The organism is Acinetobacter sp. ATCC 27244 (assembly GCF_000156555.1).
Lineage (GTDB): Bacteria > Pseudomonadota > Gammaproteobacteria > Pseudomonadales > Moraxellaceae > Acinetobacter > Acinetobacter haemolyticus.
Genome location: NZ_GG665955.1, coordinates 71,468 through 91,481, shown reverse-complemented (window position 1 = coordinate 91,481; position 20,014 = coordinate 71,468). Strand labels below are relative to the sequence as shown.

The 20,014-nt window shown below is 40.4% G+C and carries 20 protein-coding genes and 1 pseudogene; 13 read left to right on the top strand and 8 right to left on the bottom strand.

The genetic code is table 11. The features are described 5' to 3' along the window. The first annotated feature begins 2 nt into the window (after positions 1–2). From nuoI to HMPREF0023_RS08625, 9 genes are all read left to right on the top strand, one after another. Positions 3–545: an NADH-quinone oxidoreductase subunit NuoI gene (nuoI, locus tag HMPREF0023_RS08665; protein WP_004638055.1), complete on the top strand. Its 543-nt coding sequence runs from the start codon at positions 3–5 to the stop codon at positions 543–545. Next, complete coding sequence (gene nuoJ / locus HMPREF0023_RS08660) at positions 545–1,063, top strand: NADH-quinone oxidoreductase subunit J (RefSeq protein WP_171057907.1); 519 nt, start codon at positions 545–547, stop codon at positions 1,061–1,063. The genes nuoI and nuoJ overlap by 1 nt, the downstream gene beginning before the upstream one ends. Next, the gene (gene nuoK / locus HMPREF0023_RS08655) at positions 1,063–1,371 is read left to right on the top strand and encodes an NADH-quinone oxidoreductase subunit NuoK (protein ID WP_004638057.1); all 309 of its coding nucleotides are present in this window, start codon (positions 1,063–1,065) and stop codon (positions 1,369–1,371) included. The genes nuoJ and nuoK overlap by 1 nt, the downstream gene beginning before the upstream one ends. Then, on the top strand, positions 1,368–3,263 hold the full coding sequence (gene nuoL / locus HMPREF0023_RS08650; RefSeq protein ID WP_008941871.1) for an NADH-quinone oxidoreductase subunit L: 1,896 nt from the start codon (positions 1,368–1,370) through the stop codon (positions 3,261–3,263). Before nuoK ends, nuoL begins: the two co-directional genes overlap by 4 nt. Before the next feature lies 1 nt (position 3,264). Continuing rightward, complete coding sequence (gene nuoM, locus HMPREF0023_RS08645; RefSeq protein WP_004638059.1) at positions 3,265–4,863, top strand: NADH-quinone oxidoreductase subunit M; 1,599 nt, start codon at positions 3,265–3,267, stop codon at positions 4,861–4,863. Between the two features lie 3 nt (positions 4,864–4,866). Next, positions 4,867–6,363 carry an NADH-quinone oxidoreductase subunit NuoN gene (gene nuoN, locus HMPREF0023_RS08640; RefSeq protein ID WP_008941870.1) on the top strand — a complete coding sequence of 499 codons (1,497 nt, stop codon included), beginning with the start codon at positions 4,867–4,869 and terminating at the stop codon, positions 6,361–6,363. 106 nt (positions 6,364–6,469) lie between these two features. After that, positions 6,470–7,105, top strand: coding sequence for a uracil phosphoribosyltransferase (gene upp / locus HMPREF0023_RS08635; protein WP_004638061.1), 636 nt, complete (start codon positions 6,470–6,472; stop codon positions 7,103–7,105). Positions 7,106–7,224: 119 nt separating this feature from the next. Then, entirely contained in the window at positions 7,225–7,518 is a 294-nt protein-coding gene (locus HMPREF0023_RS08630; protein WP_004638062.1) for a cold shock domain-containing protein, read from the top strand. An 81-nt stretch (positions 7,519–7,599) separates the two neighbouring features. After that, on the top strand, positions 7,600–8,298 hold the full coding sequence (locus HMPREF0023_RS08625) for a cold shock domain-containing protein (protein WP_008941869.1): 699 nt from the start codon (positions 7,600–7,602) through the stop codon (positions 8,296–8,298). 11 nt (positions 8,299–8,309) lie between these two features. Here HMPREF0023_RS08625 and gigC read toward each other — a convergent pair whose 3' ends face one another. Continuing rightward, a complete protein-coding gene (gene gigC / locus HMPREF0023_RS08620) occupies positions 8,310–9,194 on the bottom strand; it encodes a LysR family transcriptional regulator GigC (protein ID WP_004638064.1) in 885 nt (294 codons plus the stop codon). Between the two features lie 108 nt (positions 9,195–9,302). Between gigC and HMPREF0023_RS08615 the strand changes: the two genes are divergently transcribed. Beyond that, positions 9,303–10,064 carry a ferredoxin--NADP reductase gene (locus HMPREF0023_RS08615; RefSeq protein ID WP_005091560.1) on the top strand — a complete coding sequence of 254 codons (762 nt, stop codon included), beginning with the start codon at positions 9,303–9,305 and terminating at the stop codon, positions 10,062–10,064. Between the two features lie 34 nt (positions 10,065–10,098). Here HMPREF0023_RS08615 and HMPREF0023_RS08610 read toward each other — a convergent pair whose 3' ends face one another. Then, a complete protein-coding gene (locus tag HMPREF0023_RS08610; RefSeq protein ID WP_005091558.1) occupies positions 10,099–10,521 on the bottom strand; it encodes a hypothetical protein in 423 nt (140 codons plus the stop codon). Between the two features lie 205 nt (positions 10,522–10,726). Here HMPREF0023_RS08610 and HMPREF0023_RS08605 point away from each other — a divergent pair, with 205 nt between their 5' ends. The 3 genes from HMPREF0023_RS08605 to HMPREF0023_RS16735 all read left to right on the top strand — a co-directional run bounded on the left by HMPREF0023_RS08605 (position 10,727) and on the right by HMPREF0023_RS16735 (position 13,174). Continuing rightward, a complete protein-coding gene (locus HMPREF0023_RS08605) occupies positions 10,727–10,927 on the top strand; it encodes a hypothetical protein (RefSeq protein WP_017396628.1) in 201 nt (66 codons plus the stop codon). A gap of 225 nt (positions 10,928–11,152) precedes the next feature. Then, a complete protein-coding gene (locus tag HMPREF0023_RS08600) occupies positions 11,153–12,715 on the top strand; it encodes a mechanosensitive ion channel (protein WP_008941865.1) in 1,563 nt (520 codons plus the stop codon). A gap of 285 nt (positions 12,716–13,000) precedes the next feature. Beyond that, positions 13,001–13,174 carry a hypothetical protein gene (locus HMPREF0023_RS16735; protein ID WP_008941864.1) on the top strand — a complete coding sequence of 58 codons (174 nt, stop codon included), beginning with the start codon at positions 13,001–13,003 and terminating at the stop codon, positions 13,172–13,174. 64 nt (positions 13,175–13,238) lie between these two features. Here the strand turns inward: HMPREF0023_RS16735 and HMPREF0023_RS08595 are convergent, their stop codons facing one another. From HMPREF0023_RS08595 to HMPREF0023_RS08570, 6 genes and pseudogenes are all read right to left on the bottom strand, one after another. Further along, on the bottom strand, positions 13,239–14,441 hold the full coding sequence (locus HMPREF0023_RS08595) for an NAD(P)/FAD-dependent oxidoreductase (protein WP_026056313.1): 1,203 nt from the start codon (positions 14,439–14,441) through the stop codon (positions 13,239–13,241). A 47-nt stretch (positions 14,442–14,488) separates the two neighbouring features. Then, positions 14,489–15,361 (bottom strand): 1-aminocyclopropane-1-carboxylate deaminase/D-cysteine desulfhydrase, encoded by an 873-nt coding sequence (locus tag HMPREF0023_RS08590; RefSeq protein ID WP_008941862.1) that lies wholly within the window; start codon positions 15,359–15,361, stop codon positions 14,489–14,491. A gap of 65 nt (positions 15,362–15,426) precedes the next feature. Then, a complete protein-coding gene (locus HMPREF0023_RS08585) occupies positions 15,427–16,491 on the bottom strand; it encodes an HlyD family secretion protein (protein WP_223804348.1) in 1,065 nt (354 codons plus the stop codon). Between the two features lie 126 nt (positions 16,492–16,617). Then, positions 16,618–18,272: pseudogene (locus tag HMPREF0023_RS08580) on the bottom strand (MFS transporter). 12 nt (positions 18,273–18,284) lie between these two features. After that, on the bottom strand, positions 18,285–18,833 hold the full coding sequence (locus HMPREF0023_RS08575; protein WP_005091544.1) for a TetR/AcrR family transcriptional regulator: 549 nt from the start codon (positions 18,831–18,833) through the stop codon (positions 18,285–18,287). A gap of 128 nt (positions 18,834–18,961) precedes the next feature. Further along, positions 18,962–19,936, bottom strand: coding sequence for an MBL fold metallo-hydrolase (locus HMPREF0023_RS08570; RefSeq protein ID WP_008941858.1), 975 nt, complete (start codon positions 19,934–19,936; stop codon positions 18,962–18,964). Between the last annotated feature and the right edge of the window lie 78 nt (positions 19,937–20,014).

The window sequence follows — 20,014 nt, the reverse complement described above, 5'->3', positions numbered from 1 at the left end:
AAATGTATAAAATTCTAGCTGGATTTGGATCGATTGTACGTTCGTTGTGGATGGTGTTTAGCCATGTCACACGTAAACGTGACACGATTTTATATCCAGAAGTACCAGCTGAACAAATTGTGCCTCCACGCTTTCGTGGTCGTATCATCTTAACGCGTGATCCAGATGGTGAAGAGCGTTGTGTGGCGTGTAACCTATGTGCGGTTGCATGTCCAGTTGGCTGTATTTCATTACAAAAAGCGGAAAAAGAAGATGGACGTTGGTATCCAGAATTTTTCCGTATTAACTTCTCACGTTGCATTTTCTGCGGTATGTGCGAAGAAGCATGTCCAACGACTGCGATCCAGATGACACCTGATTTTGAACTTGCAGAATATGTACGTCAGGACTTGGTGTATGAGAAAGAAAACTTGCTCATTTCTGGTACAGGTAAATATCCAGACTATAACTTTTACCGCGTGACTGGTATGGCTGTGACAGGTAAAGACAAAGGTCAAGCGCAAAAAGAAAGTGCGCCAGTTGATGTACGGAGCTTACTACCATGATGTGGCCATTTTATTTGATGGCTCTAGTGGCCATTGTTTCAACCATTCGTGTTGTGACGAATACAAATCCTGTGCATGCACTGTTGAGCTTAATTGTGTCATTACTTGCTGTCGCTGGTATTTTTATGATCGTAGGTGCGCCATTTGCTGGCGCACTAGAGATTATCGTTTATGCCGGTGCGATCATGGTGTTGTTCGTATTCGTGGTCATGATGTTGAATCTCGGACAGGATACTGTTGAGCAAGAAAGTAAATGGCTGACATCTGATGCATGGGCATTCCCAGCACTCATGAGCTTTCTTATGGGCTTGATTCTCGTCTGGATGCTTGGCAGTGATTACACCACTACAGGTGCAGTGATGGGGCGTGAAGTTGTGGGTCCAAAAGCTGTAGGTCAGGCATTATTTACGCATTATCTATTACTGGTTGAAATTGCCGCGATGTTATTGCTTGCAGCATTGGTTGCAGCATTCCATTTGGGTAAACGTGAACCAAGTGCAGAAGAGGAAAAAGAATAATGGGACACATCCCTTTAGAACATGGTTTGATTGTCGCAACCATTCTTTTTGCACTGGGTTTTTACGGTGTAATGGTGCGACGCAACCTATTATTTATGTTAATGAGTCTTGAAGTCATGATGAATGCTGCTGCGTTAGCATTTGTTTTGGCAGGTAGTGTCTGGGCGCAACCAGATGGTCAAGTCATGTTTATCTTGATTTTGACTCTCGCTGCGGCAGAGGCATGTATCGGTCTAGCGATCGTCCTTCAGTTCTATCATCGCTTCCATCATTTGGATGTAGATGCTGCTAGTGAGATGCGCGGATGAGTACTTTATATTTAACCATTTTATTTCCGCTCATTGGTTTTATCCTTTTAGCAGCGGGTCGTAACAAACTTTCTGAAAATGTTGCAGCAATTATTGGTGTTGGTTCAGTTGGTTTATCTGCTGTATTTGCTTTAATTGCAGGATTGGCATTTACCAATAGCGGTGATACCGTTTTCGTTCAGCATTTATGGACATGGTTTAATGTCGGTGGTTTCGCACCGGGTATTAGCTTACAGCTAGATGGTCTTTCTCTCATTATGATGGGAATGGTGACTGGGGTAGGCTTTCTGATTCATATCTTCGCATCTTGGTATATGCGTGGTGAAGAAGATTACGCACGTTTCTTCTCATACTTTAACCTATTTGTTGCCAGCATGTTGTTGTTGGTATTGGGCGATAACTTGGCGTTATTGTTCTTGGGTTGGGAAGGCGTAGGTCTGTGCTCTTACTTACTGATTGGTTTCTACTACTCAAATCCTGCAAATGGTTGGGCAGCAATCAAGGCATTTACAGTAACACGTGTAGGTGATGTATTTTTACTCATCGCATTGTTCTTGCTCTATCAACAATTTGGTACTTTGAATACTCAGTACATTGTTGAAAATGCAGCAACTGTAATGACACAAAGCTCATCATTGTCGATCTGGACAGCATTGATGTTGTTCTTAGGGGCAGCAGGTAAATCAGCACAAATTCCATTACAAACTTGGTTAGCAGATGCGATGGCTGGTCCAACACCAGTATCCGCATTGATCCACGCTGCAACGATGGTTACAGCGGGTGTGTACTTATGCTGCCGTATGTTCTCTGTAATGGAAATGGCACCAGAAGTGATGCAATTCATTTCAATTACAGGTGCTGTGACTTTATTGGTTGCTGGTTTTGCTGCATTAGTTCAAACCGATATCAAACGTATCTTGGCTTACTCAACCATGAGTCAGCTCGGTTATATGTTTATGGCAGTGGGTGCTGAAGCATACCAAGCTGGTTTGTTCCATATGTTGACTCACGCATTCTTTAAAGCGTTATTGTTCTTGTCTTCAGGTGCTGTCATTTTGGCGTACCATCATGAACAAAACATTTTCAAGATGGGTGGCTTGTTCAAGCATAACAAATTCTTATTTGCTTGCTTCGCGATTGGTGGCGGTGCCTTAGCTGCGATTCCATTCTTGACCGTTGGTTTCTTCTCGAAAGATGCGATCTTGTGGCAAGTTTGGGCGCATGGTCATACTACAGGTATTGAAACCTTCGGTACGTTGTTCTGGGTTGGTGTTGCTGGTGCTTTCTTAACCTCTATCTATACTTTCCGTTTAATTTGGATCGTATTCTTTGGTGAAGAAAAGACGGCATACCATCCAATCAAAGGTGCAACTTATTGGGCTCCACTTGCGATTCTTGCTGTACTTTCAACAGGTGTGGGTGCGTTATTACAAGCGCCAGTTATCGGTATTTTAAATCAAGCTGGTATTCCTGCGTTTGTTATGACTGATGCTTTAGCACATTTACAACATGGTGTTGAATTAAAAGCAGTTGGTATTGCATTGGCTGGCTTGGCCGTTGGTATTTTCCTGTTTGCTTTTGCTTATGGTGCTGTCAAGTCGTTTGCTCAAAGTTCTTTGGGTGCAGGCTTAGCGCATATTTGCCGTACAGCATTCGGTTTTGATGCTTTGTATGACATCGTGTTTGTAAAACCATATTTGTTTATTGCAAAAATCTTAGGTCGTGATCCTGTTGATGGTTTATGGCTGGTATTGCCTGCGATTGTGAAGGGTGGTAATAGCTTTACAAGCGCACGTCAAACAGGTTCATTGCGTGAATACGCATCAAGCATGTCACTCGGTATCGTGGTGTTGTTGATGATCTTGATCGTGATTCAGGTTGTGGGGAAATAAAATGGAAAACAATTTAATTTTACCCGCACTGATTTTAGTTCCTTTCATTGCTGGTTTCATTTGTTGGTTGGTTGATAAATTCGACCAACAATTACCGCGTTGGATTGCCTTAATTGGTATGCTCATCACCTTTGGTTTGGGTATAGCTCTCTGGCAAAATGGTACTTTCAGCTACAGTATGGGTGGTCAAACGCCATCATGGGCTGCAGAGTTTTATCTTCCTTGGATTCAAACCTTAGGTATTAGCATTCACCTTGCAGTAGATGGTTTATCACTACTGATGGTGTTATTAACAGCATTACTTGGTGTGCTTGCTGTGGGTTGCTCTTGGGGTGAGATTCAAAAGAATGTTGGTTTCTTCCACTTAAACCTCCTTTGGAGTTTAGGTGGGGTGATCGGTGTATTCTTAGCGATTGACTTGTTCTTATTCTTCTTCTTCTGGGAGATGATGCTCGTACCAATCTATTTCTTGATTGCGTTATGGGGTCATAAAGGTTCGAATGGTCGTTCACGTGTTTATGCTGCAACCAAGTTCTTCTTATATACCCAAATTGCTGGTTTGATTATGTTGATCGGTATCCTAGGCCTTGTGGTTTATGGATACATGATGACAGGCATGATTGGTTTTGATTACAACTATCTTATGGCTGTAGCACATCGTTTACCGCCTGAAGTGGCATATGCCTTCATGTTGTGTTTCTTCATCGGTTTTGCTGTGAAATTACCAGTATTCCCATTACACGGTTGGTTACCTGATGCACATGCGCAAGCGCCAACTGCGGGTTCTGTGGATTTAGCGGGTATTTTGATTAAAACCGCGGCTTATGGTTTGCTTCGTTTTGTCATTCCATTTTTCCCAGCAGCATCAGCACAATTTGCAGATATTGCGATCATTCTCGGTTTGATTGGTATTTTCTACGGGGCATTCCTCGCATACCAACAAACAGATATGAAACGTCTACTTGCGTATACCTCTATTTCGCACATGGGTTTCATTTTACTTGCAATTTATGCAGGTAATATTCTGACTTTCCAAGGCCTCATGATCATGATGTTAGCGCATGGTTTATCATCTGCTGCATTGTTCATTATGTCTGGTCAGGTTTATGAGCGTTTACATACCCGTGATTTACGTTTGATGGGTGGCCTACGTGGTCAACTGCAATACTTACCATTTTTCTTAATGTTCTTTGTTGCGGCCCTTGTTGGTGTACCGGGTCTAGGTAACTTTATTGGTGAATTCCTGATTCTTATGGGTTCTTTCAATACTTATCCGACTTTCACTATCATTGCCGCTGTGAGTTTGGTATTTGCTGGTCTATACGGTTTGATTCTGATTCATAAAGCACTGTTTGGTGTACCGAATCCTGAACAGCAGCAGCACTATACCAGCCCTCTCAAAGATCTATCTGCTCGTGAAGTTAGTATTTTAATGCTATGTGCAGTTGGTTTGGTTTGGTTAGGTATTTACCCACAAACATTCTTGGATGTTTCACAATCAAGTATGCAGTGGATTGTAAATAGTTATATGCCAGTACAAGAAGTTGTTGAAGTCGTTCAACAGACAGCAACTCAACTTGAACATGTGGAGATGCAATAAATCATGAACTTCACACTTTCTTTTTCTGAGCTTATGCCACTGGCACCCGTAATGATTGTAGCGTTGACTGCAATCGTTGTGATGTTGTTGATTGCGATCAAGCGTAACCACAATTTAATTGCGACAACTTCGGTTGTCGGTTTAAACCTTGCTGCAATTTTAATTGCGTATACCATGTTTACTGGAAGTTTTGCTCCAGTAAACGTGATGGGTATGTTTATGGTTGATCCATTTACCATGCTCTATCAATTCTTGATTTTGGTTGCTGCTTTAGCGTGTTGCACGTTGTCTCATGCTTATATCGAGACTTATAAAGACAATCGTGAAGAGCTTTATATCTTGTTACTGTGTTCCGTAGCAGGTGCAATGTTGTTGGTTGCAAGCTCTCATTATGCAGCGTTCTTTATCAGCCTTGAACTCATGTCAATTCCGATTTATGGCATGTTGGCATATACCTATCAACGTAGTCATTCGTTAGAAGCAGGGATTAAATATCTTGTGCTTTCAGCAACGGCATCTGCGATGTTATTGATGGGTATGGCATATATCTATGCTTATACAGGCTCGTTATCATTCTATGATTCAGTACAGAATTTATTTGCTGTGATTGATCAACCGATGGTGTTATTGGGTCTAGCGTTAATTATCTTTGCTGTGGCATTCAAACTCTCGCTTGCACCATTCCACAAATGGACACCAGATGTGTATGCAGGTGCACCAGCGCCAATGGCAACATTCTTGGCAACGGCTGCTAAAGTGGCGACTGTTGGTCTATTTGTTCGTTACTTGTTAACTTCAGGTGCAATTTTAGAGCAATCGCTGGTTACGATTTTGACGATTCTTGCAGTATTGTCGATTGTGGTAGGTAACTTGCTTGCAGTGCGTCAAGTGAACTTGAAGCGTATCTTGGGTTATTCCTCGATTGCACACTTTGGTTATTTGTTGATTGCTTTAATTAGCATGACTTATGCAAGTTTAGGCAGCGTAACGGTATATGTGATTACGTATGTATTGACAACAATCGGCGCCTTCGGTGCTGTTGCATTGATGTCGAGTCCTTATAACAATGTGGATGAAGCACAAAGTCTTGCCGACTATCGTGGTTTGTTCTGGCGTCGTCCAATTTTGACTGCAACATTAACCGTAATGATGTTGTCTCTTGCTGGTATTCCATTAACTGCCGGCTTTATCGGTAAGTTCTTGGTGGTGTTGGCAGCAGTTACAACTCAACATTGGTTCCTTGCAGCGATGATCGTTGTAGGTAGTGGTATCGGTTTATATTATTACCTTCGTGTGATGGTTGTCATGTATATGACACCACCAGATGTACCTCGTATTGATGCTGACGCACATTGGGGAACTAAAGTCGGTGGTATCATGGTACTTGGTGCTGCATTATTAGTCTTGTTCTTGGGTGTGTACCCAGATCCGATGATTAACTTAGCATTGAAAGCAGAAATTCTGTCTCCATTGCATTTTATGATGTCACAACAACACTAATGGTCTGATTTGTACAAAAAAGCCTCCAAAATTGGGGGCTTTTTTATTGAATAGTAAAAAAACACTTTATAATAGCCGAAGATTTATATTAGCTAGGTACTTACTCGTGTCGATCCAAGAAATTCGTCATCCGCTTATTCGCCATAAACTTGGTTTATTACGTCGTTCCGACATCAGTACCAAGAACTTTCGTGAATTGGCACAAGAGGTCACAATGTTATTGACCTATGAGGCGACAAAGGATTTACCCGTTGTTGATCATGAAATTGATGGATGGGCAGGGAAAGTTGCTACACAGCGCATTGCTGGAAAGAAAATTACCATTGTTCCAATTTTGCGTGCAGGCATTGGTATGCTTGAAGGTGTTTTAAATCTGATTCCAAGTGCTAAAGTTAGTGTTTTGGGTTTAGAACGTGACGAGGCAACGCTAGAGGTGCGTACCTATTATAAAAAACTCGTACCTGATGTGGCGAATCGTTTGGCCATGATTATCGATCCTATGCTTGCAACTGGAAATTCATTGATTGCTGCGATTGATGTTTTGAAAGCAAGTGGCTGTAAAGATATTCGTGTGATGGTTTTGGTTGCAGCACCTGAGGGTATTGCTAAAGTTGAAGCAGCGCATCCTGATGTACGTCTTTATACCGCTTCAATTGATCAGGGGTTGAATGAGGAAGGCTATATCGTCCCAGGTTTAGGAGATGCTGGCGATAAGATTTTTGGTAGTGTCCAAAAAGATTAAGCATTAAAATTATTATAAAAAGAGACTGGATGACATCATAAATTTTATGGGAGGTCTAAAGTCTCTTTTTATTTTCTATATACTATGGGCTATGGCTTGGTACAGTAGGGGTAAATGTGATGAAACAAGATTTCTATCAAGGAAAAGTGAAGCAATATAATCCTGATAAAGGATTCGGTTTTATTGGTACAACTGAAGGTGATGTCTTTTTTCATATTTCAGATTTCCCGTCAGCAGAAGGTGAACCGAAACGAAATGAAAAAGTGAAGTTTGCTGTGGTCGAAAACCAAGGCAAATTTAAAGCGGTACAAATTGAGCGTGTTGATCCAAATCCTGCAAAAACCAAGAAAACAAAAATAGCGAATCATAATAAAGCAATTACAAGCGAACTATTATCAAATTTTCGACGTTAAATAATTCGGTGTATAGAATAAGGGTAAGCTATGCTTAACCCTTATTCTTTGTAGAAAAGAATAAGAGTAAAGGAAGTTTTTATGTTTCTTACGGGGAAAATTAAAAATTATAATTCAGATCGTGGTTTTGGTTTTATCGAAGTAGAACATGATCGATCAGATATTTTTTTTCATATAACAGATTTTCCTAAAATAGGTGGTGAGCCAAAAACTGGGGAATTAGTTAAGTTTTTAATTGTTGAGGATAAAGGTAAATTTAAAGCAACAAATATCGTGCGGATAGACCTGAAAGCTGTTAGTCCAGTTCATGAAGCGATTCAAACTGACATGTCTATAAAAAATATTGCTCAAAGTAACTCAAAAACAAAAGGTAAAAAGGGACTGACTTACACAATAGTTGCGATGATTATCATCGCAATTTTACTAGGACTGGTGTTTAAAAAATATCAAGCTTATCAGCAATCTCAACAACTCAAGGTCGAGCAATTGATTGAAGAGCAAAAAAGGATTATAGATGCTCAACGTCAAGCTATAGGAGATCTGCCTGATGTAAAGCTCTCTGAAAAAACAGAGAATGCATTAAAATCTACTCATAACTCCGGAGTATCAATTCAACAGCAGGTTGCTTCAGAAAATCAATTTAGTTGTGATGGGCGAACTCATTGCTCGCAAATGAGGTCTTATGATGAGGCTGTATTCTTTTTAAGAAATTGTCCCAATACCCAAATGGATGGGGATGGAGATGGAATTCCGTGCGAACGACAATTTGCACGTCATTAAGAAGATCAGGTTTAAACCTGATCTTCACAGAATTGTAAAAAGGCTTTTAAACCTGGTCCCTGATACTTTTGACGATGCACGAGCATGTAAAGAGGACGTGTTAACGCCCAGTAGGGTGTGTCTAGAATGACTAATTGTCCTTTTTCCTGCAAAGGTTCAATGGCCAATCGAGAAACACAGGTCATACCTAAACCACCTGCAACAATTTTTAAAATTGCTTCATTGTGGCCCAATGTTAACCGAATATTTGCATCAGGTAGGTCTTGTAAAATTGCATTGTCGAATACTTCACGGGTACCAGAACCCTCTTCACGTAAGATCCATTCAACATCTAGAAAATCGGTTGCTGTGATAGGACGATTTAACTGTGCAAGAGGGTGATCGGGCGCACAACAAACTGCAAGTTCATCATTGCGCCAATGGATACATTGGAGTTGCGGGAGGTGACAAGAACCTTCAATTAAGGCTAAATCAAGTTGAAATTGATTGACGGCTTCGATCATCTGGCGTGTGTTACCAACTTGTAGTTGTAGATGAGCTTGAGGATGAAGCTGTAAAAAATCAGCCATCAGATCAGGCATCAAATAGTCACTAATCGTTAAGGTTGCACCTAAACGTAAATCAATACTTTGCAATTCACCTTTCGCCGCTTGTTCAAAAGATTCACAACGACCTAAAATTTCTAGTGCTTGGGGAAGCAAGAAACGCCCCAAATCATTGAGTTGTAGACGTTTACCCAAGCGATCAAATAATGGTGCTCCAAGACCATCTTCTAAATCAGCTAAAGCCATACTTGCCGCACTTTGCGTGAGTCTGACAGCATCGCTCGCTTTGGTAACAGTTCCTTCTTGAGCGACCGCCACGAAAACAGCCAATTGGCGTAATGTCATGCGCATGTTAAAAGCCTTAACGTATTGAGAGTCTATATTTAGCAGACTCTAGAGTATTTATAAATAATCAGATCATGCTACCATGAGCACACTGTTTCGTGCCACGTTCAAATCATGTCAATTGAAAAATTTAGCGTAGAAAAAGTTTTATCGGTTCATCGTTGGACCAATACTCTATTTAGTTTTACTATGACTCGTCCAGCCCATTTTAAGTTTACCGCAGGTCAGTTTGCGCGTATTGGTTTAATGGTGGATGGTGAATTGGTGGTTCGTGCTTATTCAGTTGTGTCATCGCCATTTGATGAAACCTTGGAGTTCTTTTCAATTGTTGTCCCTGAAGGCGCATTTACCTCAAACTTACAGCATCTAAAAGTAGGTGATGAGCTCTATCTTGAAAAGATATCTTATGGTTATTTAACACTTGCACGTTATCAGCAGCCATTACCAAAAGATTTGTGGTTATTGGCTACGGGTACGGGGTTAGCACCATTTTTATCGATGTTGCAAGATTTTGAAACGTGGAATAAATATCAGCATATCAATCTCGTTTATAGTGTTCGTACCGCTTCAGAATTGGCGTATGTTGAACGTATTCAAGAGATTGCAGCAACTTTTGGTGAAGGGCATTTGGGTTTTCAGTTTGTACCTATTATTACCCGTGATCCAAACGCTAAATTGCATGATCGATTACCAATTTTAATTGCCAATGGTCAGCTCGAAAAAGTTGTTGGATTGGAATTTAATCCAGAAACTAGCCATGTCATGTTGTGTGGCAATCCGCAAATGGTGGATGATACCAAAGAAGCATTAAAACAGCGTGGGCTAACCATGAATCGTCGTGGAGAGGGGAATATTGCGGTTGAGAATTATTGGTAACCAACCGAGAAAAATAAGTTGAATAGGATATGTGTTAATGAACAAGCATATCCATAAATTCACGAATTTCTTGAATTGCGGTATCGATGTCAGTGCTTAACCATGTCGGTTCAAACACACCTGTATAATGGGCTAAACGGTCCTGCGGTACTACAAGCCTGATTGGGCAGTCTTCTTCAAGTAAGCGCCAAGGTACAATTGGAACTTCATTATCTAAAAAAGGTTGCACATTTCGAATATCAATAATCATGGCATTGATACAGTCAGGTAAAGGCATGACTGAAAACTCATCGGTACGACGACGGAAATATTCAAGATCACCCCATTTTAAAATGTAGCTCGGCTTATTAAATTCAATAATACCAATCAAATGTTCATCACGAGTGTGATGCAAAAAACATTGATGGCTAACATCAGTGTCCAATTCAAGAGAAACGCTTTGTTGACTGTAGGACATAAAGCAGAACAGTGTGGAAATGAGGGCAAGTATTATAGCTTATTTTATAGTATTGCTAAAGCGCCTATATTTTATACAAAGTATATTGAAATATAAAGTAGAGTTATGCAACTAAGGCAACGATAGTCCGAATCTTCTTCACACAATGCAACATTGCGTATTGTTAATATAAAGCTGAACAGTAAAAAGGATGAGGGCTGCTATCATGCATGATTTTAATAAGCCACAGCCTCATGTGGCGAGTAAAGAAGAAATTACCAAGAAGAGAAGATTACCCGTTTATATTTTGATTATTGTGGGAATCTTTTTAATCGCACTGCTTGTATTTATGGTTGCTGATCATTCGGCGAAACCCACTGCCCAAGTGATTATGTCACATTTGCAGTCGGTAATTTTAAATGCATAAGCAGTTTCTTATAGACCAAGTTTGATAATGGGAAAAGCCTGTTGATGTGAATCAATAGGCTTTTTTGCAATATTTTGCGGATTTTTTGTTGTATTAGTGATGCGATTCATTGATTGGAAAATAGACAAAAACTAAGGTGAAAGCATCCATAAATTATTTGCTTGCTCACTGAGTGATCATGAGTGGATCGTACAACATGTAAAAACATGACATAAGGATAACAACATGAATGATTTTTTTAGAGATCCCTCCCAACGAGGAGGATTCGATGCCATGTACTACTGGGATCAGTTTCAGCCTATTTTAGCTGCAATCGTCATTTTACTAGTCGGTTGGATTGTGGCGTTGGTCATTGCTGCTGGCGTAAAGAAGTTACTACAAAAGCTGGATACCAATAATCGACTCTCTTCCGCGACAGGACAGAACTCAAATATTGAAAGTCTAATATCCAAGCTTGTTTTCTGGTTTGTGATGATCCTTGCGGTTGTCGGGGCCTTGAATATCCTCAACATTAGTGGTGTGAGTGATCCATTTAGTAATATGGTGGGGCGTGTACTCGCTTATTTACCAAATCTATTGGCTGCGGTTGCTGTAGGTTTCATCGGCTGGATCGTTGCTCGTTTAGTGCAAGCAGGTTTAACCAAAGTACTTGCGAAAACAGAATGGGATGAAAAGCTGAGCAGTGAGGTGGGTGTGAGCTCACTGAGTAGTAATATAGGTGAGATCTTTTACTGGCTTGTATTATTACTATTCTTACCGATTGTGCTTTCGATTCTGGGCTTAACTGGCTTGTTGATCCCTGTACAGAATATGGTAAATGATGCGATTTCATATTTACCAAATCTATTTATTGCGGGTGTAATCATCTTTGTTGGTTATATTCTGGCAAAAATTGTACGCGGTATCGTGGAAGGTTTGAGCAATAGTCTTGGCTTACAAGCACAAGCACAAAAAGTTGGATTGTTTAAAAATTCAAATGTTTCTAGATTCTTAGGTTCATTTGTTTTTGCCATCATTATCATTACTAGTTTGATTGTTGCTTTTGAAGCATTGGGCATAGAAGCTATTTCACAACCTGCTACTGCAATGTTGAATGACATTATGCTTGCGATACCACAAATCATTGCTGCAGCATTGATTTTAATCGTAGCTTATGTCGTTTCTCGCTTTGTTGGACGATTAGTCGCTGAACTGATTTCTGGGGCTGGTGTTGATGAAGTTCCAATGAAGCTGGATTTACAGCGCTTCCTTGGTCAAACACGTGTGTCTGATATTATTGGATATCTGATCGTATTCTTCACAATGCTATTTGCAGTTTCTGAAGCTGCAAATCGACTTGGTCTGGAGCAAGTGAGCGTTCTGATTGCGATGTTCATCCAATTCGGTGCAAGTATTTTGCTAGGTGCTGTGATCCTTGTGATCGGTTTCTGGCTTGCGAATGTGGTTGCTAACGTTGTACAACGTGGTGAATACAACAGCTCTCGTTGGTTAGGTAATTTAGTTCGTATTCTCATTATGGGCTTAGTGATCGCAATGGGGTTAAAAGCAATGGGTATTGCTGACTCGATTGTAAACTTGGCGTTTGGTTTAACTTTAGGTTCAGTTGCAGTTGCATTTGCTTTGGCGTTTGGTCTAGGTGGTCGTCAACCTGCTGAGCGTTTGCTGACGGATTTGCTTGATAAAGCAAAAAATGAAGCAAAACAACCAAATCCTTTACATCAAGAGCAACAAAAGCCCGTAAATCCAGCGAGTCCAACTCCGCCAACTTCACCAAATTCTGATGAATAGAAAAAATAATCTTTGATTTTTTCAGTCAATTCGACCACTCTAACAGGGTGGTCGTTTTGTTTATATCTGTGCTATTGATCTTTATCATAGAGGAGAAACAGAACATTTCTACACTATGATGGATGCTTTCAATCAAAAAAATGACCTAAAAAGCAATTCATTTATATATAAGGTCTGTTTATATTTCACCTTACGAGCGATAGCTCTCATTGAAATATAGGATGAAAATAGCAACAAACCCCTAATATCAATCGTCTCTAAATAAAAAATCGACAGGAGAATGAAGTGAAGAGGCCAAATCGTGTATTCGCACCTATTATCATTGCTGGGATTACTGTTGGGTTCTTAGCGAGTGCTTATAAATTTGTATTTGCAAAAGCAAATAATGAAAAGCAACAGTCACAGTCAAATGCTCATAAAAAATTAAATTTAGATGATGACAAACGGGATGAACGCTGATAAAGCCGTTGCTTTGAGCTAAAGTATTGGTATTTGGCTCATCCATGCTTTGCACAAATGAGGATTATACAAATTGCGCTGCGGCTTGTGCTGACGACCATGCCCATTGAAAGTTATATCCTCCTAGATGTCCTGTAACATCCAAGACTTCACCAATAAAATATAAGCCTTTTTGTTTTTTACTCTCCATGGTTTTAGAGGAGATTTCGGTTGTGTCTACACCACCGAGCGTGACTTCTGCGGTGCGATAACCTTCAGTGCCCGATGGTTTGACTGTAAATGCATGTAGTTGGGTGGCGATGTGTTCGAGTTGAGCGTCGCTGATATTTCCAATTACAATTTCACTTTGTTCGGCCCAAATAAGTTGCTGTAATTCGAGAACAATGCTTTTGGCTGTGAACTCGCTGAGCAGCGTTCTGAGTAGAACTTTCGGTTGTGCTTTTTTCTTATCTTTGAAAAATTGACTAAAATCTTGGCTTGGAAAGAAATCAATTTTAAAACTTTCACCGACATGCCAATAGTTAGAAAGTTGTAATGAACTTGGTCCACTTAAGCCACGATGGGTAAATAACAAAGCCTCAGTAAATTGATGACGATCATTTATGAGTGTGGCATCTAAAGCATTGCCACTCAGACGGGTTGTGACTTCTTTGAATTGATCAGAAAAGGTAAATGGAACGAGGCCTGCACGGGTCGGGAACACATGATGTCCAAATTGTTTGGCAAGCTCATAACCAAAACCTGAACCGCCTAAGGTTGGAATCGATAAGCCGCCTGTGGCAACCACCAAAGATTCACAGTGATATGTGCCTTGATTGGTTTCAATGATAAAACCTGTATTTGCTTTTGATTGAACGTGCTCAACTTCACAATGGGTTTGGATCTGAACATGCTTTGCTTTATCACATTCTGAAAGTAATAACTCAAGAATTTCTTTAGAGCCTTTCAGCGTGAAGAGCTGACCATGTTTACGCTCTTCGTATTCAATTCCGTATTCACAGACTAAACCAATAAAGTCCCAGTTGGTGTAGCGGGTGAGTGCTGAAATCACGAAATGCGGGTTTTCTGAAAGATAATTGGATGGCTCTACATCAAGATTGGTAAAGTTACATTTACCGCCACCAGACATTAAAATCTTTTTGCCTACCTTATTGGCTTTTTCGAGAACCACAACTGAACGTCCACGTTTACCTGCTTCAGCAGCCAACATCAAGCCAGATGCGCCAGCACCTAAAACAACAACATCAACTTGATGAACCATGGACATTACTCGATCGACGAAAAGCGGGCAATTATAAAAGATTTATGCAGTATTTAATATGTTTTCAGTTTTCCTTGTAGTCCGCCAGTATGAATCGCCAAAATACGGGTATCAGTAGGAAAATGATATTGCCGTATTAAATCAAACAATCCCATCATCATTTTAGCGGTATAGACCTGCTCTAAAGGGATTGCATATTTCTGCTCAAAGTCCTGCATAAATTGCAGCAATTCAGGTGTGGTTTTGGCATAGCCACCGCAACAATAAGCGTCGGTTAAAGACCAATTTTGCTTATCCGTCCATTGTTGAATTTCTGATTTGAGGAAATCACCTTTGAGTGCAGAAAATCCTAAAACCTGTTGCTGATCTGAACTGCTTTCAATCAGTCCTGCGATTGTGCCACCAGTCCCCACAGCACAACAAATCACATCATAATTTTCTCGATCCTCCGCAGACAATATTTCTTTTGTCCCTTGTATTGCAAGTTCATTTGTTCCGCCTTCTGGAATAATCAACGTATTTGGATAAAGCTGTTTTAATTGTTGTAAATACTCAGCTTCATGGCGTAGGCGATATTCAGCTCGACTAACAAAATGCAGTTGCATACCAAAATTTTGTGCTGTTTGTAGTGTTGAGTTTAATGTTTGAGACGCGAGTTCTTCACCTCGAATGATGCTTATACTTTGAAAACCAAAATATTGTGCTGCATACGCCGTTGCCGCGATATGATTGGAGTAAGCTCCACCAAAAGTGAGCACTTGCTTATACCCTTGTTGATGGGCTGCACGTAAGTTGTATTTCAATTTAAAAAATTTATTGCCGGAAATCTGAGGATGAATTAGGTCAAGACGCTTGATCGTCAGTTGAACTGGATAAGGCAGGTCCAATGTTTGATAGGGTGTAGGAAAAGCAATGTGATCAAACATTTTGGTAAGTTAAAAATGGATTTGATCACATTGTAAATGGATTTGATTGAGAATGTCAGTATGGCTTAAGAATCGGTATCCACTGATGTCACCACGGACATGCCAGGACGTAAATTTTCGATACCTTCTTGATCAGGATTAATCGCAATACGAACGGCAATTCGTTGAACCACTTTGGTGAAATTACCTGTTGCATTATCAGGTTTCAATACACTGAATTCTGATCCAGCTGCAGGAGAGATTTGTTCAACACGCCCTGTAAATTTTTGATGTTTCATGGCATCAACAGTGAAAGAAGCTTTCTGACCTATTTTCATATTGGCAATCTGTGTTTCTTTAAAGTTAGCGATCACCCATGTTTGTTGTGGAATCAAGTAAAGTAATTGTGAACCTGCGGCAACATATTGACCGACACGAGGATTCACTTCACCGAGTTGACCGTCCAATGGCGCGACTATGGTGCTGTAATCTTTGGTGGTATTGGCTTGATCCAGTTGTGCTTGCGCGCTGTTGACCTGTGCTTTTAAACCTGCTTCTGCCACTTGTGCGGTTTTTAAAGCCTCTTGTGCCACTAGAATATTGGCTTGGGCTTGTTTGAGTAACGCAAGATTGTTTTGTGCATCGGCTGCGGCCTTATCTTGCTCAGATTTGGATGCTGCGCCACTATTGCCCAATTGTTGATAACGTTTCAGTTGTGCCAGTGATAAATCATATTGCGCTTTGACCTGATCAAGCTTGGCTTGTGCCGCTACGACATCGGCTTGGCGTTGTGCGATGGCTTGAGTTTGATTGGCAAGGCTATTTTGAGCTTGTTCTACACCTGAAACCGCTTGTGTAACTTTTTGATCATAGGTTGTTGCATCGATATGCATCAACACTTGACCTCGTTTCACATGATCAAAATCTTTGACCAGTACATCTTTGATATAACCATTGATTTGAGAGGACAATATCGTGGTTTTCCCTTTGATATAACTGTTGTCAGTCTGCTCAATCGCTGTATGAAAGGGACCAATTTTCCATGCCCATAAGATGATGGTAATACCTACCAATAAAACCAACAGCATCCACCATAGGGTTGAACGCTTAGTTTTGATCAACTTACTTGCTGGTGGAGGAGGCGGTGGCATCTCAGCAACTTGAGTTGTATTGCTAGACTGAGGCGATGTTTCAGCATTTTTCGCTGGACTTTCCTGAGTCTGTTTTTCGGTATTATCTTTGGTTTCTTCTGCCATAATATTTTCTCAATCAAATGTTTAACTCGAAATGCTGGTTAAGGATCTATTTTTTATCGTTTTATATTTCTCACGGGCATATTTAAATAAGCCCCATATCAAGAGAATAATCGCGAAAATACCATTGAGCACAATCACATCGTTATAGGCGCGAACTTGTGCTTCGCGGGTCACAACTTGATTCAAGTTTTGCATCGCTTGTTTATTTTGCAAAACAGGATCGGTTGTATTTAACATGGCACTCTGTTCATAACTTTTTATGCGTTGGGCAACAGCTGGGTCGGTTGGGTTTAAATGGCTATTAATTTCGACTTTATAATCATAGGTATGCTGTTGTTGGTAAGTGTTGAAAAAGGATGAACCAACTAAACCTCCAAAATTCTGGGTGGCTGTGAATAGCACAACAAAGGTAACAACATATTGTGGACCACGTTGTAAAGTACGTACAAAGCCCATCAACAACAAAGGACCAATAAACACGCCACCAGCAAAACTAACAAGAAACTGACTTCGATAGAAGTTTGCAGGACGGACATCACTGGTTAGGTGATAATCCAAGATACATGCGACTAAGATTAGAAACTCTGCCAAAAACAAATTTAACATCAGGCGATCTTTATGAAAGGTCAATGCACTAAAGACCGAGCCTGCAATGGTTCCACAAAATATGACGCTATAAAGCGGGACGAATTGGTCAGGTCCCATCCCCATAGTTTTTAGAAAATTAACAGCCGCATAGCTTTGTTCTGACATCAACAGACGTAAGGCAAATGCACTAAAGATAAACGTAAGCAGGTCGCTTGTTGCCAGCCAGCGCGTCATAATCAGTGGATTGGCACGATAATGCTCATAAGTTAAGCCTAAGACAATCAGGCAAAAGCCGACAATTAACACATAAGCCAGCCAAGGACTATCAAACCACCAAAGAATAGGGCCTTGCGTGAGAACAATACATAAGCAAGCAAAACCTGGCGCCAGTAAGGCAAAGGTAAAGAAATCTTGCTTTTCAAAAACAGCAAGACGCAGACTTCGAGGTAATTTGAGTGCAACCACCATGGCAAAGCAGCAAATAGCCAATCCCAGTTCAAAGGTATAAATCACATCCCATTGATTAGCGCTTAATAGAAAGGGTGAAATCATCCATGCCAGCGGTAGACCGAGTTGCTGAAAACCAAAAGCCAGATAAATACCTTTTGCTAAATCAGCTTTCCAAATGCCTGCATGGTGTAATACATCCCAAGCGAACTTAATGGCGCAGCTGCAAGACCTGCAATAAAGCGGACAATCAATGCCATTTCATAAGTCTGTACGATGAGATGGAGAATCAATACACCAATAAAAACCAGCAGACCGATCTCAGAAAATAGACGTAGGCCGTATTGTTGACGTGCTTTAAATAAAATTAAGTTGGCGCTGACATTTGCCATCACATACGCTGCAGGGAGCCATGCAGCTTGAGAAGGAGTTAAACCATACTCACCTTGGAAAATAGGTAAGTTCGCAATCACAAAGCCGTTACTTAAGCTGGCAGCAATACAGATAAATAAGCCAATAAAAAAATAAGCGAAACGTTTCGGTGTGGCATGAGCAATTGCTGCAGGCGAACCCGGTAGTGTGGGACGCTCTTCAGCAGACCAATCTGGTGGAGTTTCAAGGTAGCGAGGGCTTTTATCCATATGATCCTCGAACTAAATTTTAATGCCGTTTAATAATAATTCTATTGCTCGTTTGGCTAGCTGAACTTGATCAGCGGCATTATGTCCCTGAAATGAAGCACCTAAGATTCCCACAATCATAGAAAAATCTTGTGGTGTAAGATCAGGACGGCACAGTTTATGTTGTATGGCTTGGTTAATTAGTGGTTGTAATGCTTTATCACGCCGTGCATAAATGTTTAACATGATTGGGTCATGACGATCAACAATACGCCAGTAATCAATAAGGACAATGAGATGGGGAACTTGTTCAACATAGCTTTCGATTAAGCGAAGAAAGCCATCATCAAAAGCCTGTAAAGCTTGCACATGATCTTCGAGTCTGGTCATGGCTTGTTCGAGTAATGCCACAATCAATGCTTTACGGTCAGCAAAATTACGATAAAACGTTGCACGTCCCACACCTGCGTGGTCAATGATGGTTTGTAAAGGAACATGCACGCCATGGATTCGAAAAATCTCTTCTGCGGCATGGAGCAATTCATCACGATTTTGAATCGCACGTTGCTGACGTTTGATCATTTTGGGGATTCATAGAAAATTTAGCTAAATTTAACGGACATTATTGTCCGTTGTAAATTTAAGTCATTTTAATTTTTGTTTTAGTTCGGTAAAAGCATGCATTGACGGGCAATACATGCTGATGGTCCTTAATCTTTAAAATGGACGGGAATCCATTGATAGCTTTTCTGATCTGCAGAGTAAATATGCCCAATACCCGGAAATGGTAAATGTGGTGCAGCTATGGTTTGGCCATTTTTTGCAAAATTCGCAAATTGTTTTAAACGGGTTTGTACTGCTTTTTTCGGATCAATATCATATTCAATCGCAGTTTCGGGTTTATCAAATTGCACGGTATGAGAATGAACAATATCGCCGATGAATACTACACTTTGATCTTTAGTTTTTAACTCATAACTGTAGTGCCCCGGTGTATGACCAGCAGTATTAATCACTTTGAATCCTTGGATTTCATCACCGAGCTTGAAGGTCTTGAAACGTTGCTTGGCTTGATAGGGTGCAATAGCTTCTTTGATCTTTTCGACTGTACCTAAGTAGTTGGCTTGTTTGTCTTTTGGTAGTTTTGCTACTTGTTTTGGATCTAACCAATATTTTGCTTCATCATCTGATACATAGACTGTCGCATTAGGAAAATTGGCAGTGCCTTTTTGACTAATGCCACACACATGATCTGGGTGTAAATGAGTGAGTAAAATGGTATCGACCTGTTCAGGTTTATATCCTGAAGCAACTAGGTTTTTCAAAATAGAACCAAGATGCGCACCGAAGCAACTTTCAGCACCGCTATCGACTAAAACCAATGATTTGCCAGTATTGACGAGAAAAGCATTAATCGAGGTTTGCACGCCTTTGTCTTGATCAGCATAGTATTTTTTTAAGATTTCTTGGACTTGTTGTGGCGATATATCTTTGAATAAGGTTGGCGGCATAAAGTTGGTGCCATCGAGTAGAGCTGTAATTTGTACATCACCCACTTGGTGCTGGTAAAAGCCTGCAACCTGTTTTTGTGCCTGAATCGTTGTAGTTTGAGGTGGTGTCACTGCAAATGTTGAGAAGCTAAAGAAACTTGTGCTCATCAAAGCTGAAATAAAGATTTTATTCATTGGTAAAATTTCTCAAATTTAGTCGAATTGTCTATTTTTTAGCATGTGAGATGATTTTTTTCATCTGTTTTTTAATAA